Below are 15887 nucleotides of genomic sequence, written 5' to 3' on the forward strand. Positions count from 1 at the left end.
CCCGTCAGGCTAAACAGGACGCCATGTTGACCATCCGCAAACGCGACGCAAGCGGCCCTGCCAAGGAGCCCGACCACCAGCCGCGCATCGCGATCGGCGAGGAGGGCGACGTTCTCGGCTGCGCTTTCTCGGGAACCTGGACGACACGCACAGTGGCGCTGGTCGACGCCGAGATGCGCAAGATCGAGAAGCGCAGCGGCTTCAAGACGCTGGCGCTAGACCTTTCACAAATCGAGAAGATGGACACTGCCGGGGCCTGGCTGATCGACCGCCTGGTCAGCAGCTTCGAAAAGAAGGGCGTCGAGATCACGACGCAGGGGCAAAGCGAGATTGCCTCGATCCTGCTTGGCGCCGTCGGTGATGCGGTTCGACGCGAGCCCGAATCAGGTCCGGCAAAGCCGCCCAACTTCATCATTCGTGGGCTCGAGGCGGTTGGCCGGCGTGTTTATGAGATGCGCGACGATTTCCTGGCCGCAATGAACATCCTCGGCGCCACGATACGCGGCTCGCAGATGAAGCTTGGCCGCGGCCATGGCGTCAATATGGCGGCGATCTTCAACCAGATCGATCGCATGGGCGTCGGCGCCATACCAGTGGTGGTGCTGATGTCGGCTATCGTTGGCGCAATCGTTGCCCAGCAAGGCGCCTATCAGCTCAGCTATTTCGGCGCCGACATCTTCGTCGTCGACCTGGTCGGCGTGCTGATCCTGCGCGAGCTCGGCGTGCTGATGACGGCGATCATGATCGCCGGCCGCTCCGGTAGCGCGATCACCGCCGAGATCGGCTCGATGAAAATGCGCGAGGAGGTCGATGCGCTGAAGGTCATTGGCCTCAATCCCATCGGCGTGCTGGTGTTTCCGCGGTTGGTCGCGCTGGTGATCGCACTGCCTTGCCTGACGATCATCGCCAACTTTGCCGCGCTCGGCGGCGGCATTCTGGCTGCATGGCTCTACTCCGATATTGCACCGGCAGCGTTCATCGACCGGCTACGTGTCGCAATCGACCTCAGCACCATCTTTGCCGGCCTGATCAAGGCGCCGTTCATGGCCATGATCATCGGCATAATTGCCTCGGTCGAGGGCATGAAGGTTGGCGGCAGCGCCGAATCACTTGGCCAGCATGTGACCGCCTCAGTGGTGAAGTCGATCTTCGTGGTCATTATCCTCGACGGGCTTTTCGCCATGTTCTATGCAGCGATCGAGTTCTGACATGGCGCTGCCGGGCACAAACACGACCAAGGTGGCCGAGAAAGCCAAAGAAGACGAGATCGTGCTGTCGGCGCACGACATCACGGTGTCGTTCGCCGACCAGGTCGTTCTCGACAAATTGACGCTCGATATCTGGCGCGGGGAGATTCTCGGCTTCGTCGGTGCCTCCGGTGCGGGCAAATCTGTTCTCTTGCGCACCATCCTTGGCTTGACGCGCAAGCAATCGGGAACAATCAAACTGTTCGGGGTCGACGTCGAGAAGGCAACCGAAAGGGAGCGCCTTCGCATCGACATGCGGCTTGGCGTGCTGTTCCAGCATGGCGCCCTTTTTTCAGCGCTGACGGTCCTCGAAAACGTCCAGGTTCCGATGCGCGAATATCTCGATTTGCCGAAGAAGCTGATGGACGAACTTGCCATGCTCAAGGTCGAGCTGGTCGGATTGCCTCCGGATGCGGCGCAGAAATTCCCCTCCGAGCTCTCCGGCGGCATGATCAAGCGTGCTGCGCTGGCGCGCGCCCTGGCGCTCGATCCGGATATCGTTTTCCTCGACGAGCCGACGTCCGGGCTCGATCCGATCAGCGCGGCTGAGTTCGACGAATTGGTCGTCAAGCTGCGCGATACGATGGATTTGACCGTGTATATGGTCACGCACGATCTCGACACGCTGTTTACGGCGTGCGACCGCGTGGCGGTGCTTGGCAACAAGAAAGTGCTGGTCGAGGGCACGATTGACGACATGCTCAGGAGCGAGGAACCTTGGGTAAAATCCTATTTCCGCGGAAAACGCGCCCGGCAACTTGATCTTGCGACGCGCGCATAGCCATAAGTGAGCAATGGAAACCAGGGCCAACTACGTCATTGTCGGCATTTTCACGCTGGCCGCGATCCTGGCGGCCTTCGCGTTCGTCTATTGGACGGCCGCGATCGGTGACAGGGGTGAGACGGCGATGCTGCGTGTGCGCATTCCAGGCTCGGCTTCCGGTCTTGGCCGCGGCAGCTTCGTGCTGTTCAACGGCGTCAGGGTTGGTGAGGTCAAGCGTGTCTATATCGACCTTGACAATCCGACTGCGGCCATCGCCGACGCTGAAATCGGCAGGAATACGCCGATCACCAAGTCGACGCAGGCCGATATCGGGATCGTCAGCCTCGCCGGCCAGGCCAGTATCGAACTCAAGGGCGCCGACCCCAAGGAGCCCAAGCTCCTCGACGAGGCGGAAAAGCAAGGCCGTGTCGCCGAGATCGTTGCCAACCCGTCGGCGGTCACCAATCTGCTGCAGACAGCGCAGAACATCTTCACCCGCGCCGACAAGGTCCTTTCGGAGCTCGAAGGCTTTACCAAGGATGTTCGCGGGCCGCTGACGCAGACCGTCGCCAATGTCCAGACCTTCTCCGATGCACTGGCCAGGAATTCCGACGGCGTCGACAAGTTCCTGGCCAGCGTCAGCTCGCTGGCCGACGAATTGAAGGGTGTTTCGGGCAAGCTCGACGGCACCCTGAAGGCGGCGGAAGGGCTACTCAACGCCGTCGACAAGGACCAGATCAAGAGCATCGTCGCCAACGTCGACACGGTCACCGCCAATCTCAAGGAAACCAGCAAGCAGTTCGACACGGTCATCAAGAACGTCGACACGGCGGTCGGGTCGATCAACGACTTCGCCCAGAAGACGCAAGGCACGCTGGCCAAGGTCGACGGCGTGCTCGACGGCATCGATCCGGCCGAGGTTCGCACCGCGCTGGCCAATATCCAGAAGGCCAGCGAAAACGCCAACGAGGCTGCCGCCGATATCGCCAAGGTGACCAACAAGTTCGCCAACCGAGCCGACGACATCGACGAAACCATCAAAGACGCGCACCAGCTCGCAGGACGCCTCAACGATGCCTCGGTGCGAGTCGACGGTATCCTTGCCAAGGTCGACAAACTGCTCGGCTCCGGCCAGGCCGACGGCGTCATGGCCGACGCGAGAGCGACGCTGAGATCATTCAAGCAGGTCGCCGACACGCTGAACGCCCGCCTCGGTACCATCACCGACAATCTGGCGCGATTCTCGGGACAGGGGCTGCAAAACGTCGAAGCGCTGGTCCAGGACAGCCGTCGTTCGATCACCCGCATCGAAGAGGCGGTAACCGATCTCAGCCGCAACCCACAAAGGATCTTGTCCGGCGGCGAGGGCGAGGTCCGGCAGTTCGACGGCAGGGTGCGCCGTTGACTTCGATCCCCGACCACCGCAAGAACATAGCTTGCAGATGCGCGTTGTTTCCACGATCCGGGGGGGATCGCGTTTGAAGTCGATCAGTTCAGGCAGCATCACATCGGGTGGGTCTAAGGTTTGGGCGGTGTTGCTGGCGCTTTCGCTAGCAAGCTGCGCGGCCTTGCCTGGCGGCAGACCGGCGCCGCTGGATACGTTCGAGCTTTCGGCGCCGTCGCTGGAAGCGCGTGCCCACAGCCGTCGCCAGATCCTCATCGCCCAGCCGTCGGCGCTCAAGGCGCTGGATAGCCAGAACATCGTCATCAAGCCATCGCCGCGCTCGATCCAGTATCTCAAGGGCGCGCAATGGGCCGACCGGCTGCCGATGATCGTACAGGCGCGGCTGGCAGAGACGTTCCAGCGCTCGGGCAGCTTCACCGGCGTCGGCAAGCCAGGCGAGGGGCTGGCGATCGACTATCAGGTGATCGTCGAGATCCGCTCGTTCGAGGTGCGTGTCGATGGCGGCGAACATGCCGAGGTCGAGCTGTTCGTGCGCCTGTTGAACGACCGCAACGGTGAAGTGCGCGCTTCGAAGACGTTTAGCGCCCTCGCGCCCGTTTCGGGCGGCGGCAACCAGGCCTATGTCGGCGCGCTCGACGCCGCGTTCGGCGATGCGGCCGGGCAAATCGTCCGCTGGACCGACACTGTGATCTAAACCGGGCTAGCTGCTATGAAGCGGCCAAAGACCGAAGCAACTCACGGAGCATATTCGACGAGCGTGTGATCTTCGCCCGCAAGCTCGTCATCGATGATTGAGCCTATGATCTCCCAATCACCTCCAGCCAGCCCCGCACCAACTTTCGGGTAGCCGATTCTTTTGCCCGCGAATCTGCCTTTGACCGCCTGCATGACTTTTCGGATTGCCTGGTAGTCAGCCTTCACGCCTTTGCCCTGCCAATGGAACTGGGTGTAGCCGTTGACGACCTGGAAAGTGCGGCTGCCTCGCTTGATTTCGGCAACGGATATGCTTCCCAGCTTGGCTGGGTCGCCCTTCAATGTCGCGCAATCCGCAGCATATGCTTCGGGAAAACGCTGCTTTATGGAAAGAGCAATTCCTTTGCCCATTTGGCACTGGCAGTTGCATCCATGCACAATGACATCGAACGTTCCGTCGAGCGCAAGCTGAAGCAGATCACCGCGAACTGTCTGCATTGCCACGACATCCCGGCCTCAGCTCCTGCGCGTAAACATCCGACCAGATCAGATGATTTGCGCAGTGGGACTATCATTTCAGCATCGGGTTCAAACGGAAAGGGCAGAACGCCCTTTCAGTTTTCCTGTCGCCCGCTTAGTGCAGGCGGCCGCTGGCGTGGGCCAGCATGGTGTAGACCTTGCCGGTATCCGAGGTCAGGTAGGTCTGTGCCATGATGTTGTCGCGGTCGTTGCGCGACACGTCCTTGAGCAGCTTTTCGAAATCGTCGCAGTAACGATCGACAGCAGCGCGGAACTCCGCCTCCGACTGATATTTGCGGCGGATCTCGTCGAACGTCTGCTGGCCCTTCAGCGTGTAAAGTCGGCGCGTGAAGACGTCGCGCTCGCCGCGCCGGTAGCGGTTCCACAGCTCGATCGAGGCATCGTGATCGATGGCGCGTGCGATATCGACCGAGAGCGAGTTCAGCGATTCCACGACATGAAGCGGCGAACGCGCAGCGGGTGCCGGGCGCGGCGCTTCGGCAGGCGCTGCCGGCTTGGCGTCGTCTTCGCGCGATGCACCGGTCAGGAGGTCACGCACCCAACCGCCCTGCGGCGTGCGGTCGTTGGGGTCGCGCTGGCGCGGCGCTTGGTCTGCGGGACGTTCGAGGTCGAGCGTACCGCGAAGCGCCGTCTCGCCCGCAGGTGCCTGTGGTGCACGGCGCTGTTCGGGAGCCGGAGCCGGGCGACGTGGCGGTTCGGCGGCGCGTGCAGTAGGCGCTTGCGGCGCCGGACGCAGGTTGCGCTGTTCCGAACTGTCGGTGCTGCGGCCAGATTTGGCAACGATTTCAGAAAGTTCCTTCAGCGCGTTGATCTGCTCGGAAACGGCACGGCGGATAGCCGTGGTTGATTCCTTTGCCTCTTCCGGCATCTCGATGACGCCTTTCTTGAGCTCGGCCCGGGTGAGGTCGAGCTCGCTCTTGATCGAGCCGGCGGTACGCCGCATCTCCTCGGTCGCATCGGCAAAGCGCTTGGTGGCCGAATCGACCACTTCGGAAATCGCGGTACGGATCTTGTCGGCGGATTCCAGCGTCTTGCCTTCGGCGTTCTGCAGCGTCTGGCCGACCAGATTCTCGAACGAGCGCATGACCCTTTCGAGATCTTCCGACTTCTTGACAAGGCCGACGGCGAGGTCCTCCAGCGACGATTGCCTTTCGAGCGTGTGCTCTAGATTGCTCTGGGCCGAGCTCAACAGGTCCGAGGCACTGGAAAGTAACCGGCTGTGCTCGTCGAACTTGGTGGCGATTGAAGCAACCTCGCGCAAGGTCGACGACGACAGCTCGGTGAGCCGCGTCGTGTTCGAATCGACCAGGCGCGCCGAACTGGCGAAGGTCTGCGCGGTCTTTTCCGTGGTCGCGGCGAAGCTTTGCGTGCTGCCGGTCAGGCGTTCGTCGACCTGGCCGAGATTGGTCGCCGCCTGCTCGATCAACTGACCGAGCTGCGAGCTGGAGGTGGTCATGCGGCCGATGAGGTCGGCAACGCTGTCGGCAAGCGTCGAGCGCGCACCTTCGACGGCCGACAGGGTTTCGGCCGTACGGCTGGCGAGGGCGTCGACGAGGGCAGCGTTTTGAGTGCGCAGCTTCTCGGTCGCACGTTCGGTGACCTCTTCCATGCTCTTTTGCAGCTCGGAGCCGCCCTGGGCGAAGCGCTCGACCAGAGGCCGTGCCGTCTCGTCCAGGATTTTCGATATTTCGGCCGAACGTGCCGCAAGCATCGTACTGAGCTCGCGAGTATTGGCACCGATGGTCTTTGCAGCGTCGTTGGTGCTCTGGCCGATATGCTGGCCGACCGCGGTGAAGGTTTCGGCGATCGTGTTGGCACGCGAGACCAGCTGCGCCTCGGCATTCGAAACCTGTTCGTTGAGCTTTTGGCCCATTGTCTCGGCGGAGTAGGCGAGGCGGTTCTCGACGCTGGCGACCTGCTCCTCGACGCGGGCGGCTGTAACAGCAGCACTCGATGCCAGGCGTTCGTCGGCACCGGCAAGCACCTGCTCGATTTCACGGGCATGGACGGCGAGTTCCTGGCCAGTCTGCCTGGCGCGTTCGGCAACCCGCTGCTCGGTGCTGGTGAAGGCGCCAACAATGGTGTCGGCATGTTCGCCGATGGCGGTGCTGCTGTCGGCGATACGGGACACCAGGCGATGATCCGCCTCCTCGAAGATGCGGCCGATCTCGGACGCGCGGGCCGAAAGTGCTTCGGACCCTTCGGCAATGCGCGAGATAAGTTGCTGGTCGGCGGCATCGAAAATGCGACCGAGGTCCGACGCGCGTGCCGCGAGCGCTTCGGCGGATTCGCCGATGCGCACGCCCAGCCGCTCGTCGGCTGTTTCGAAATTGCGTAGGATGTCGCCGGCACGTGCAGCCAGCGACTGGGCCGTTTCGATGGCGCGAGAGACCAGCCTGTGGTCCGCCGCGTCGAAGGTGCCGGCAATCTCACTTGCTCTGGCTGCCAGCTGATCGGCCGTCTCCTGGGCACGCGCGAGCAAGGTGTTCGACGTGTCGTCGACGCGGGCAATCAGTGCGCTCGACGTATCCTCGGCGCGCGCGGCAAGGCGACGATCCGCATCTTCAAAGGTGCGGGCGATGTCCTCCGCCCTGGCGAGCAGAGCCGCCGAGGTCTGCTCGGCGCGCTCGGCGATCTTGCGGTCGGCATCGCTGAATGCCGCGCCCGCCTGCTCATGCAGTGCGCTGGTGACTTCCATGACCTTTTCGCGCAGCGCCCCGGCGACGAAGACCGCGCTTCTTTCGAGCACACTGCGAACGTTGTCGACACCCGTCGACAGCGCCCGCTCCATGGTGCTGGCGCGCTCCTCGATGACGCCTGTCTGCCGGCTGAACACCTGCTCGATCTTTTCTACGTCGGCAGCGATTGCATCGGAGATGTCGGTGCTCCTGGCGGCGATCTGGTCGATATGGCCGGACAGCGAACGGTCGACATCCTTGCGCGTTTCGGCGAGCCTGGAGAGATCGTCCTGCAATGCGCGGGTCAGCATGTCGCGGCCCTCGCTCAGCTTGCCGACATGACCGGCGACGATCTCGTCGACCTCGCTGCGGCTCATTGCAAGCCTTTCCAGGTCGGCTTCCAACGCGCGCCTGAGGATGTCGCGGCCTTCCGCCAGTTTCTCGACCTGGCCGGCAACCAGCCCATCGATGCTCGAGCGGCTTTCGGCCAGCTTGGCGAGATCGTCCTCGAGCGCCTTCGACAGCGTCGAGCGGTCCTGGACAAGCTTCTCTGCGTGGGTTGCGACAAGGTTGTTGACATTGCCGAGATCGGCTTCTAGGGCACGCGAAAACTGTGCGCGATTGTCGGTCAATAGCTGCGACTGGTCGGCGATGGCGCCCCTGATCGTGCTGAGATCGGCCTCCAAGGCCCGCTTGAGAATGTCGCGGCCTTCGGCCAGTTTCTCGACTTGGCCGGAAACCAGTCCGTCGATGCTCGAGCGGCTTTCGGCCAGCTTGGCAAGGTCGTCTTCGAGCGCCTTGGTCAAGGTTGAGCGATCTTCCGCCAGTTTCTCGGACTGGCCCGCAATAACATCCTTGATGGTGTTGAGATCGGCCTCCAAAGCGCGCTTGAGAATGTCACGGCCTTCGGCCAGTTTCTCGACTTGACCGGAAACCAGTCCGTCGATGCTCGAGCGGCTTTCGGCCAGCTTGGCAAGATCGTCTTCCAGCGCGCGCTTCAGGATGTCGCGACCCTCGGCCAGCTTCTCGACCTGGCCGGAGACCAGCCCGTCGATGCTCGACCGGCTCTCTGCCAGCCTGGCGAGATCGTCCTCGAGCGCCTTCGAAAGGGCCGAACGGTCCTCGGCGAGCTTGTTCATATGATCGGAGACGACGCCCCGCACGGCCTCGAGATCGGTCTCCAGTGCCCGCGACAGCTGACCGCGATCCTCCGCCAGCTTCTCGGATTGACTGGCGATGACGCCCTTGACAGTGCTCAGATCGGCTTCGAGCGCGCGCTTGAGGATGTCGCGGCCCTCTGCCAGCTTTTCGACCTGTCCGGCAACCATCACATCGATGCTCGAGCGGCTTTCGGCCAATTTGGCGAGATCGTCTTCGAGCGCTTTCGAAAGGGTCGAACGGTCTTCGGCAAGCTTGTTCATGTGATCGGAGACAACGCCCCGCACAGCCTCCAGGTCGCTCTCCAGTGCCCGTGACAACTGGCCACGGTCTTCCGCCAGCTTGTCGGACTGGCTGGCGATGACGCCCTTGATCGCGTTCAGGTCCGATTCAAGTGCACGCTTGAGGATGTCGCGGCCTTCCGCCAGCTTCTCGACCTGGCCGGCAACCAGCCCATCGATGCTCGACCGGCTTTCCGCCAACTTGGCAAGATCGTCTTCAAGCGTCTTCGAGAGCAGGCTGCGGTCATCGGCGAGCCTGCCAGAATGATCGGCGATCAGGCTCCTGATGTCGGACAGGTCGTTATCGAGTGACTGGGAAAGGCCGCTGCGGTCTTGCGCCAATTTCGCCGAATGCGCCTCGATGAGGCCATTGATGCCGGCGATGTCGGCTTCCAGCGCACTGGCGAGTATGGCGCGACCCTCGGCGATCTTTTCGACTTGACCGGCGACGAGGCCGTCGATGCCGGCGCGACTCTCTGCCAGCTTGCCGAGGTCGGCCTCCAGCGCGCGCGAAAGGATGCTTCGGCCTTCGGCGAGCTTGCCGACGTGCCCGGCAACCATTTCATCAATTATCGTACGAGCTTGCACGAGTTTTCCAGAGTCTTCGTTCAAGGCCTGGGCAAGCCTGTTGCGACCCTCTTCAAGGCTTTCGAGATGGCTGCCCAGCGAAGCGTCGATCGCTGCGCGCGATTCGTTGACCTTGCGCAGATCCTCCTCAAGGGCGCGCGAGATAAGGCTGCGGCCTTCGGCAAGCTTCTGCACCTGGTTGGCCACCGCTGCGTCGATTTCGGCGCGACCCTCGGCGAACTTCGCCAGATCGGCCTGCATTGCCGCCGCCATCCGGTCGCGGCTTTCGGAAAGCTTGTGGCTGTGGTTTTCGACGGCTTCCTCGATGCCGGCGCGAGCCTCGGCAAGCCGCTGGATGTCCGTATCGAACGAACGCGATACGACATGGCGCGCCGCCTCCATGCGCCCGGCGAAATCGCCGGCGCGGGCCTCAAGCATCGTCGAGGTCGATGAAATGATGTCGGCCATGTCGGCGCCGATCTGGGTCTTGCCCTGATCAATCATCGCCGACAGCGTCTCCTTGCTATCCTGGAAGGTGTGGGCGATTTCGCGCGCGCGCTCGACCAGCGTCTCGTTGATCTGGCGTGCGCGAGCCTCCAGCGCGGCGTTGAGCTTCTGCGTACCGGTGTCGAGCGCCTCGGCGCGGGTCTGGAACTCGCTGATAAGCGCCTGGCCACGTTCGGCAAGCGTCCGCTCGATGCCGTTGAGGCTGGCTTCGAATTCGGAATTAAGTGTGCGGGCAGCACCGCCGAGCAGCGACACCATGCCGCTCGTGCGGTCGTCGAGCAGGTCGGTCAGCGACCGCGTCAGGCCATCGGTGGTGTCCGTCAGCTTGGCGATGCGGGTGTCGAGCAGGCTGGCGAAGGCCTCGCCCGACGTCGACAGCCGATCGGTGATCGATTCGAGCCGGCCTTCCACCGAATCGAAGATCGACATCGAGCTTCCGTTGATCCTGTCGATCAGCGTGTCGCCGGATTCGTTGATCGTCATCGACAGCTTGGTCGAGGCGTTGAGAATGCTGTCGCGAATGATATCGCTGGCGGCGTTGATCTCGTCTTTCAGCGTCTCGTGGGCGCCGGTGATCGAGGCGCGCACGCGCTCGGCATGGGTGACGACCGCTTCGCGCTCGCTGCCCAGCCCGTCGACCAGCGAGCGGATGCGCGACTCGTTCTCCGAATAGGAGCGCTCGATCTGGTTCACCTCGCTGTGAACCAGCGTTTCAAGCTCGACGGCACGCGCAAGCGTGCGTTCGATGCCTTCGCCCATGGCCGCCACCTCGCGGCGAACCGCTTGGCCGATCATCATGACGCGATCCTGGGCAAGATTTTCCGGCTCGGCCAGACGGAAGGCCACCTCGGTCATCGACTGCGCGGCAAGGCGCATCTCCTGAGCGCGGCGAATCATCACTGCGAATGCCCAGAACAGGATGACGGGCACGATTGCCGCGACCGCCAGGCCGATCAGCTCGGGACGGGCAAAAAACTGATCGAAGGTGCGGATGTTCCAGATGCCAGGTCCGAACAATAGGTTCGCAAGGCCGCCGGCGCCGGCGATCCAGGCCAGCGAAACGAAAGCCACGACCCAATAGATCGTGTTCGAGGCGCGCCGATTGAGGGTGTGCAGGAGCGTCTTATAGTCTTTTTGACGGTCGTCGTTGGCCGGCGAGAAAGCTGCCGGCTGCGAGCCATTGCGCGTTGCGACAGGACGCAACTCAGCCGGCTTGGCCTTTGGCGCGGGATTTACGCTCTGGCTTTGATTGGCGGCTGGTGCCGCGTTCTGGGTCTGGTCCGGGGCAGGCGGTTCGTTCTGGCTGCGACCTTCGCGCGCCAGCTCGTCGGCGGCCTGCGATATTTGCGCTTCCAGATCTTCCATGGATGCCGCCATGTCGAAGTCGCCGCCGGCATCGCCGCTCAGATCGATATCAAGTGCCTTTTCGAGTTCTCTGGCTACGTCGCTGTCGAGCGTTCTTGTCGTCGTTGGTTTCTTCGCCATGCCTTCGCTACCCTGTACAAGCTGCGGCGGGACTTATGGTTCTGCTTATTGATTCTGCCTAGCGTGTCCCGCGCAGGAGGCTGAAAATGGACCTGTCGTATCGTAATGACACAGCCGGGTAAAGAAAACATGCATTCCGGCCGATACGTAAAACTTTAAATATAAGGTTAACACAGCCGTGATTCCGGCGCCGTTATCGCGACATTTTTCCGGGCCAATCATTAACCCGTTGTCCACCGGATACGCCTAGTTTTTGCGGCGGTCGAAGAACGGAGTCTCAAAGTGATACGTGGCGAAAACGGCATTGCCTTCTCGATGCCCGGCGGCGACGTGTCGGGGACAGCCGGGGCGCGGCCGATCGACCTGGCGCATCTTGCGCGCCAGACGATGGGCGATCGGAGCCTCGAGCAGGAGGTGCTGGCTCTGTTCGTGCAGCAGGCGCTGTCGGTGCGCGACAAGATCGTCGATGCGGATGTTAGGCAGCGGCTGCTATTGGCACACGGGCTCAAAGGCTCGGCGCGCGGGGTCGGCGCCTTTGCCATTGCCGATTGCGCCAGCGCGATCGAATGCCGGCCCGAAGACGCCAGCACGCTGAAGCGGCTTGGGTCGCTGATCGAAGAAGTGCGGGATTTCGTCGCCGCCATCAGCCGATAGGACTTATCTCCAAAACGCCACGCAGCGGCGCTTTCGCGCCGCAGTTGACTTGTCCGGCAGAGTGATTATGTCGGCTCAGACTCCCTTCAGGTGACAAATGACCAAGCTGACCTTCATCGCCCATGACGGCACGCATTTTGACGTGGATGCCGAAAACGGCTCGACCGTCATGGAAAATGCGATCCGCAATGCGGTGCCGGGAATAGAAGCGGAATGCGGCGGCGCCTGCGCCTGCGCGACCTGCCATGTTTATGTCGACGAAGCCTGGACGGCGGAGGTCGGCGAGCCGGAAGCCATGGAAGAGGACATGCTGGATTTCGCCTACGAGGTCCAGCCGAACTCACGGCTGTCATGTCAGATCAAGGTGCGCGACGCCCTCGACGGGCTGGTCGTGCGCGTGCCGGCCCGCCAGGGCTGATGCCGATTTTTGCCGCTGCCGCTTGGCAGCGGGCCAATGGTCATGCAGTGTCGCGCCGTTTTCCCATAAAGGCGCATGCTTCATGACCGCTATCACCAAGACGGACGTACTCATTGTCGGGGCAGGGCCTGTCGGCCTGTTTGCGGTGTTCGAGCTCGGCCTCTTCGACATGAAGTGCCATCTGATCGACATACTCGACCGGCCCGGCGGGCAGTGCGCCGAACTCTACCCGGAAAAGCCGATCTACGACATTCCGGGCTGGCCCTCGATCTCGGCGCAAGGTCTGGTCGACAAGCTGCTTGAACAGATCGCGCCGTTCAAGCCCGAATTCACCTATAACCGCATGGTTTCGAGCCTGGAAAGACTGGAGGACGGCAGCTTCCGCGTCACTTCCGACGAAAACGAGGTGTTCGAAGCCAAAATTGTGGTGATCGCCGCTGGCGGCGGCTCTTTCCAGCCGAAGCGGCCGCCGATTCCGGGCATCGAACCCTATGAAGGCAAGAGCGTGTTCTACTCGGTGCGCCGGATGGAGGACTTTCGCGGCCATGACCTCGTCATCGTCGGCGGCGGCGATTCGGCGCTCGACTGGACGCTGAACCTGCAGCCGGTGGCCAAGAGCGTGACACTGGTGCATCGGCGGCCCGAATTCCGTGCAGCGCCCGACAGCGTCAACAAGATGTATGCCATGCAGGAGATGAAGCAGCTGGAATTCCAGGTCGGACAGGTGACCGGCCTGACCGGCGCCGACGGCCAGCTCGCCTCCGCCATCATCAAGGGGCCGGAGGGCGATATCGAAGTGCCGTGTACGCGGATGCTGCCATTCTTCGGCCTGACAATGAAGCTCGGCCCAATCGCCGAATGGGGCCTCAACCTTTACGAGAACCTGATCCCGGTCGACACCGAAAAATTCCAGACGTCGGTGCCCGGCATCTTCGCCGTCGGCGACATCAACTGGTACCCCGGCAAGCTGAAGCTGATCCTGTCGGGCTTCCACGAGGTCGCCTTGATGGCGCAGGCAGCCAAGCGCATCGTCAGCCCCGGCGAGCGCATCGTTTTTCAGTATACGACCTCGTCGACCAGTCTGCAGAAGAAGCTCGGCGTGGTCGGCTGAACCTCGCCATATTTTCGTCAGGCCGGTCTACTCCGCCAAGGCTGGGGCCACAGCCTCTGCATGGCCGCGAAGCGTTTTTTCCGGCATCAGCCAGAGCGTGATGAGCGACAACAGCAAGATCGCGGCCGCTGCAAGAAAGATCATCACGAACGGCATGGCCGAGGCGATATGGCCGGCCGGCTGCGTGCCTTCGCTGGCCAGCGGCAGCCCGTATCCAAGGGCGACGGCACCGAGCATAGCGACGCCAAGCGCGCTGCCCAGCGAGCGCAGGAACGTGAGCACGCCGGTCGCCACGCCAAGGTGCATACGATCGACGGCGTTCTGGACCGAGACAGTGGCAACCGGAAAGGTCGTGCCTGTGCCCAGCCCTATGCAGGTCGTCAACACCTCGACGACTAACAGTGAGGCATGCCCGGCGACCAGGCTGAGCACGCCGAGGCACAGGATCGAGAAAACAGTTCCGATCATGGCAATGCGCTTATAGTGGAAAAAGCGCGGGATCATTCGCGCGCTGAATGTCGCACCGGCCACCGTGCCGAGCATCAGCCCAAGCAACGCGGTGCCCGATTCGCTGACCGACAGGCCGACGACCGATTGCAGGTAGACCGGCAGATAGACGGACAAGCCGACATTGGCGGCCTGCAGCAGGAACATCGACAGCGTGCCGGCGAGAACGATCGGATTGCCGAGCACTTCGAGCGAGATCAGCGGTTCGGCCGCGCGCATCAGCCGCAGCGCGAACGCGCTCCAGAACACCGCCGAGCAGGCGAGCAGTCCAAGGATTTCAGGCGACAGCCACCGATACTCGCTGCCGCCCCAGTTCAAGGCAAGCAGCAGCAGCGAGGTGGCCGCGACCAGAAGCAGCGCGCCGAGGCCGTCGATGCGGTGATGTTTTGCGGCGATCGGCAGCTTCTTGAGCGGGTTGTTGATGATCGCCATCGCCAGCAGGCCGAGCGGAATGTTGATCCAGAAGATCAGCGACCAATGCAGATGTTCGGCGAAGGTGCCGCCGAGCAGCGGCCCGGCGATGCTGGCGACGGCCCAGGTGCCCGAGATCCAGGCGGCGTAGCGAGCCCGCTCGCGCGGCGGCACGAGGTCGCCGATCACCGTCGGCGTCAGGGCGAAAAGACCGCCGCCACCGGCGCCCTGGATCGCCCGGCCGACAACCAGGACCAGCATGTTGGGGGCCGTGGCGCTGACCAGCGAGCCGGCGAGAAAGATCAGGATTGCAGCATAGACGGTCGGCCGGCGACCATAAATGTCGGAGATCTTGCCGTAGAGCGGCGCCACGGCGGTCGCGGTCAGAAGATAGCCGGTCACGATCCATGGCAGATATTCGGCATGCGTGCCATCGTCGGCATCGCCGGCGCGACGATGGTCTGGTCGAGCGCCGCCAGCAGCATCGACAAAAGCACGCCGCCGATGATGGCGTTTTTCTCGGTTTCGGTCAGCGGCGCGCTGGTTTCCACCATCGCTTGCTTGTCGACAGCCTGGTCCATATCCGTTCATCCATTATGCCTGCGTGCACTTCCGCGACGGGCTGGGAAGCATCCAGTACGTTGGCGTTTGCCGGAGGCTGATCCCTGCGAACCTGGCATATGTCGTTCGCTATAGGCCGATTTCGACAGCGGCTCGAAAGTTTTCCGAAGCTGGCACTATGTTTCGGCAAAATTGGCTTTGTCCAACGACGCGGAGTTCAGCCGGGTGCGAGCCGGCCGTTCTCAATGCGCTCGACGCGATAGTGCAAAAGCCGCAGGATGCGGCTTTGGAAATTGACGCTTTCCACACGATCGAAGCGCATCTGGTCCTGGTCGTGCTTGGCGAGCATGGCCGCCGTGATTTTCGCGGCCTTGGCCTTGGCCAGTTCGCAGGTCTTTTCCGGGTAGCTCGCCTTCAAGGCGTCTTCGAGTTCGCGGCCATGGTTCTTGGCAATCTCGACGTGGCGTTCCTCATGGCGCTTGATGTCGGCGGACAACGTATCCCAGAACAGCCTGACGCCGGCATCGGCTTTGCGCGGGCGGCGCCACTCGGGAAGGATCACCTTGACCTTGACGGTGACGACAGCGTCGGCAATCCAGCACGAGCCCGGCTTTTGCGCATAGCTGACGCGGGTGGTGAACGCCATCTGGGTAGCGCCCGGATGCCGCGACCCGGTGCTTTTCACCTGGGGCCCGAGTTTCGACAGCTGGGTCTCGATGTCGTCGAGCGTCCTGCCGCCAATCGGGAAATAACTATATGTCTTGACGAGAGTTGCAGCGCCGGCCGGGAATGCGGTCAGAGCGAGCATCAGGGCGCAGAGGAGGGATCGTTTCATCGTGTTGCCTCTTTCGCCACCTTGCTTTACCGCCGTCCTCGGCGCAACGGAATTGATACCCGGCCA

10 protein-coding genes and 1 pseudogene are annotated in these 15887 nt (G+C 62.6%); 7 read left to right on the plus strand and 4 right to left on the minus strand.

All coding sequences use genetic code 11. The annotated features are described in order from the left end of the window. The first annotated feature begins 23 nt into the window (after window positions 1–23). The 4 genes from RQ479_RS04980 to RQ479_RS04995 are packed head-to-tail and all read left to right on the plus strand — an operon-like array spanning window position 24 to window position 4109. Entirely contained in the window at window positions 24–1208 is a 1185-nt protein-coding gene (locus tag RQ479_RS04980) for an ABC transporter permease (RefSeq protein WP_292660916.1), read from the plus strand. A 1-nt stretch (window position 1209) separates the two neighbouring features. Next, window positions 1210–2028 (plus strand): ABC transporter ATP-binding protein, encoded by an 819-nt coding sequence (locus RQ479_RS04985; RefSeq protein ID WP_292660913.1) that lies wholly within the window; start codon window positions 1210–1212, stop codon window positions 2026–2028. 13 nt (window positions 2029–2041) lie between these two features. Next, a complete protein-coding gene (locus RQ479_RS04990) occupies window positions 2042–3415 on the plus strand; it encodes an MlaD family protein (RefSeq protein WP_353025418.1) in 1374 nt (457 codons plus the stop codon). A 37-nt stretch (window positions 3416–3452) separates the two neighbouring features. Next, the gene (locus RQ479_RS04995; RefSeq protein WP_376704313.1) at window positions 3453–4109 is read left to right on the plus strand and encodes an ABC-type transport auxiliary lipoprotein family protein; all 657 of its coding nucleotides are present in this window, start codon (window positions 3453–3455) and stop codon (window positions 4107–4109) included. A 41-nt stretch (window positions 4110–4150) separates the two neighbouring features. On the opposite strand, the gene RQ479_RS05000 is transcribed toward RQ479_RS04995, so the two are convergent. Together RQ479_RS05000 and RQ479_RS05005 are read right to left on the minus strand one after the other, a co-directional pair. After that, window positions 4151–4606, minus strand: coding sequence for a macro domain-containing protein (locus tag RQ479_RS05000; RefSeq protein WP_376704314.1), 456 nt, complete (start codon window positions 4604–4606; stop codon window positions 4151–4153). A gap of 136 nt (window positions 4607–4742) precedes the next feature. Then, the gene (locus RQ479_RS05005) at window positions 4743–11324 is read right to left on the minus strand and encodes a kinesin (protein WP_376704315.1); all 6582 of its coding nucleotides are present in this window, start codon (window positions 11322–11324) and stop codon (window positions 4743–4745) included. 285 nt (window positions 11325–11609) lie between these two features. Here RQ479_RS05005 and RQ479_RS05010 point away from each other — a divergent pair, with 285 nt between their 5' ends. From RQ479_RS05010 to RQ479_RS05020, 3 genes are all read left to right on the plus strand, one after another. Continuing rightward, window positions 11610–11978 (plus strand): Hpt domain-containing protein, encoded by a 369-nt coding sequence (locus tag RQ479_RS05010; RefSeq protein WP_292660938.1) that lies wholly within the window; start codon window positions 11610–11612, stop codon window positions 11976–11978. A gap of 97 nt (window positions 11979–12075) precedes the next feature. Beyond that, entirely contained in the window at window positions 12076–12396 is a 321-nt protein-coding gene (locus RQ479_RS05015; RefSeq protein ID WP_023674833.1) for a 2Fe-2S iron-sulfur cluster-binding protein, read from the plus strand. 82 nt (window positions 12397–12478) lie between these two features. Beyond that, the gene (locus RQ479_RS05020) at window positions 12479–13507 is read left to right on the plus strand and encodes an NAD(P)/FAD-dependent oxidoreductase (protein ID WP_376704316.1); all 1029 of its coding nucleotides are present in this window, start codon (window positions 12479–12481) and stop codon (window positions 13505–13507) included. A 27-nt stretch (window positions 13508–13534) separates the two neighbouring features. On the opposite strand, the pseudogene RQ479_RS05025 reads toward RQ479_RS05020, so the two are convergent. Together RQ479_RS05025 and RQ479_RS05030 are read right to left on the minus strand one after the other, a co-directional pair. Beyond that, window positions 13535–15006: pseudogene (locus RQ479_RS05025) on the minus strand (MDR family MFS transporter). A gap of 197 nt (window positions 15007–15203) precedes the next feature. Continuing rightward, window positions 15204–15821, minus strand: coding sequence for a DUF922 domain-containing Zn-dependent protease (locus RQ479_RS05030; protein WP_376704317.1), 618 nt, complete (start codon window positions 15819–15821; stop codon window positions 15204–15206). Window positions 15822–15887 lie beyond the last annotated feature (66 nt).

This window comes from Mesorhizobium sp. ISC25, assembly GCF_042295465.1.
Lineage (GTDB): Bacteria > Pseudomonadota > Alphaproteobacteria > Rhizobiales > Rhizobiaceae > Mesorhizobium.

What these genes read in the sequence shown, in the direction of transcription:
- RQ479_RS04980 (WP_292660916.1), top strand. Translation starts at nt 24, where the DNA reads ATGTTGACCATCCGCAAACGCGACGCAAGCGGCCCTGCCAAGGAGCCC.
- RQ479_RS04985 (WP_292660913.1), top strand. Translation starts at nt 1,210, where the DNA reads ATGGCGCTGCCGGGCACAAACACGACCAAGGTGGCCGAGAAAGCCAAA.
- RQ479_RS04990 (WP_353025418.1), top strand. Translation starts at nt 2,042, where the DNA reads ATGGAAACCAGGGCCAACTACGTCATTGTCGGCATTTTCACGCTGGCC.
- RQ479_RS04995 (WP_376704313.1), top strand. Translation starts at nt 3,453, where the DNA reads ATGCGCGTTGTTTCCACGATCCGGGGGGGATCGCGTTTGAAGTCGATC.
- RQ479_RS05000 (WP_376704314.1), bottom strand. Translation starts at nt 4,606, where the DNA reads ATGCAGACAGTTCGCGGTGATCTGCTTCAGCTTGCGCTCGACGGAACG.
- RQ479_RS05005 (WP_376704315.1), bottom strand. Translation starts at nt 11,324, where the DNA reads ATGGCGAAGAAACCAACGACGACAAGAACGCTCGACAGCGACGTAGCC.
- RQ479_RS05015 (WP_023674833.1), top strand. Translation starts at nt 12,076, where the DNA reads ATGACCAAGCTGACCTTCATCGCCCATGACGGCACGCATTTTGACGTG.
- RQ479_RS05020 (WP_376704316.1), top strand. Translation starts at nt 12,479, where the DNA reads ATGACCGCTATCACCAAGACGGACGTACTCATTGTCGGGGCAGGGCCT.
- RQ479_RS05030 (WP_376704317.1), bottom strand. Translation starts at nt 15,821, where the DNA reads ATGAAACGATCCCTCCTCTGCGCCCTGATGCTCGCTCTGACCGCATTC.